Below are 1,677 nucleotides of genomic sequence, written 5' to 3' on the forward strand. Positions count from 1 at the left end.
GCGAGCCCATGAGGGTGCCGGGGTTCGGGTTGTCGGGCCAGAAGGTGTGGGCCACGAACAGGTTGGTGGAGTTGACGATCATGAAGTCATAACCGTCGAAGATCATTGCGAATGCGAGGATCACGAACGTGACCCACGTATGCGAGCTAATGCCAATGGAGTCAATGACCTCAGAGACAGTAAACTCTTTCTTGTCCATCCTTTACCTCCTCAAGGTAAACGATTCGCGGAAGGATGGCATGAGACGCAGTCGCACCCGACGTCACGGCCTGAGCTCGCCCTTAGTCAATCCCCTTCGTAAGTCGAACTCATGCCCTGAGGTCACGCGCTTCGCATGGCGTCCTTCAAGCCCTCCTTGTCCGCATGCGGTATTGCGTTCGAGCCTGCTAGGGATCAGGCTCGCCTTGCTGCGCGACGCACCTCTCCCTCAAGGTGGCGCCGCACGTGCAGACTTTAAAGCAAACGAGCGCTCTTCAATCAGACTTAGAGTGCTCACTTTCTCAACCCATCGGTACTACTTTTCAATTCCCAAGCTTTTCACCTGCGAAAACGTTCGACGACGCAGGCGTAGCGGTCGCCGGGGCACCGCCGGGGCGCCGCCGCCCCCTACTCGCCCCAGGGCGCGCCGGCGGGGTTGAGCCTGCGGCGGCGCGAGAGCTCGTCGGCGAACATGATGCAGTAGCGCAGGCCCTTGAGCGTCACGTACAGGCTCGCGATCTCGTGCTTGGAGCCGTGGTTGAACACCTCGTAGGTGAGGTACTCGCGGTCGACCATCGGCTGGTAGACGGGGCTGCCCTCCACCTTGCTCAGCAGCAGGTTGGTGGCCTGGCGGCCCAGCTCGTCCTGCTTGAGCGAGATGTTGTACAGGATGTCCTCCTGCTCGGGCGCCAGCCGGCCCAGCTCCTCAACCTCCGCGCGGATCTCGTCTTCGGTAGACATGGATGTCACCTCTCTCTTGGTATGACAGGTCGTTCGTAACGCCAGCGAGGGCTTCTGAGGTGTTTCACATAGCCCCGCCTTGGGGCCAAGCTGGCTTCGCCAACGCCGCGCCCCAAACAAGGGGCTAGGTGGAGCGCATCAGAAGGCCGCAGCGTCGAGCGGTCCGCTTGTCCCGTCAGGGCAAGCGGAACATAGAAAGAAGGCTCGCCACCCGAAGCGGGCGGCGAGCCTTGTCACGGCATGAATGCTCTTGAGAGCCTAGATGCCGGCGAAGCCCTTGGCCGGGTCGCTGTTGCCGACGCCGTTGCCGGTGTCGTTCGCCTCGTTGCCGGTGCGCTTCGTGGAGGTGTAGCCGCCCCAAGCGCGGGCGATGAACTTGTCCTTCACGAAGAAGATCTGGGCCTTCATGAGGTCAGCCTGGGCGATGCCGAACTCGGCCATCGCCTCGTCCTTGCTCTTGCCGTCGGCGAGAACGGCGTTCAGCTTCTCGGCAGCCTCCGCCGCGTCGAGAGCGAAAAATTCGTCGCGGGTCATATTCTCTCCTTGTCAGTCCTCAACACGATGCCGGGGGGCCGACCGGCACGGCCGGCCCTCCGCGCAATTACCTCAGGCTTACAGCTGGAACAGAACCATCGGGCGGTCGAACTCCGCCATCTTGGCGATCATGTCCTCGAGGGTGCCGTAGTACATGGACGCGGACTCCTCGACCTGGACGGCCAGCGGGCGCTGTCCGGCCTT

2 protein-coding genes and 1 pseudogene are annotated in these 1,677 nt (G+C 62.2%); all 3 read right to left on the reverse strand.

Going from position 1 to position 1,677, the window contains the following annotated elements; translation table 11 throughout:
• Positions 1 to 199 (reverse strand): annotated as a pseudogene (locus tag G7Y50_RS11825) (MFS transporter); the annotation flags it as partial.
• Between the two features lie 407 nt (positions 200 to 606).
• A complete protein-coding gene (locus G7Y50_RS11830; RefSeq protein WP_165056804.1) occupies positions 607 to 939 on the reverse strand; it encodes a hypothetical protein in 333 nt (110 codons plus the stop codon).
• Positions 940 to 1,197: 258 nt separating this feature from the next.
• Complete coding sequence (locus tag G7Y50_RS11835) at positions 1,198 to 1,473, reverse strand: hypothetical protein (protein WP_165056805.1); 276 nt, start codon at positions 1,471 to 1,473, stop codon at positions 1,198 to 1,200.
• Positions 1,474 to 1,677 lie beyond the last annotated feature (204 nt).

The organism is Adlercreutzia sp. ZJ176, from assembly GCF_011038975.1.
Classification (GTDB): Bacteria; Actinomycetota; Coriobacteriia; order Coriobacteriales; family Eggerthellaceae; genus CAAEEV01.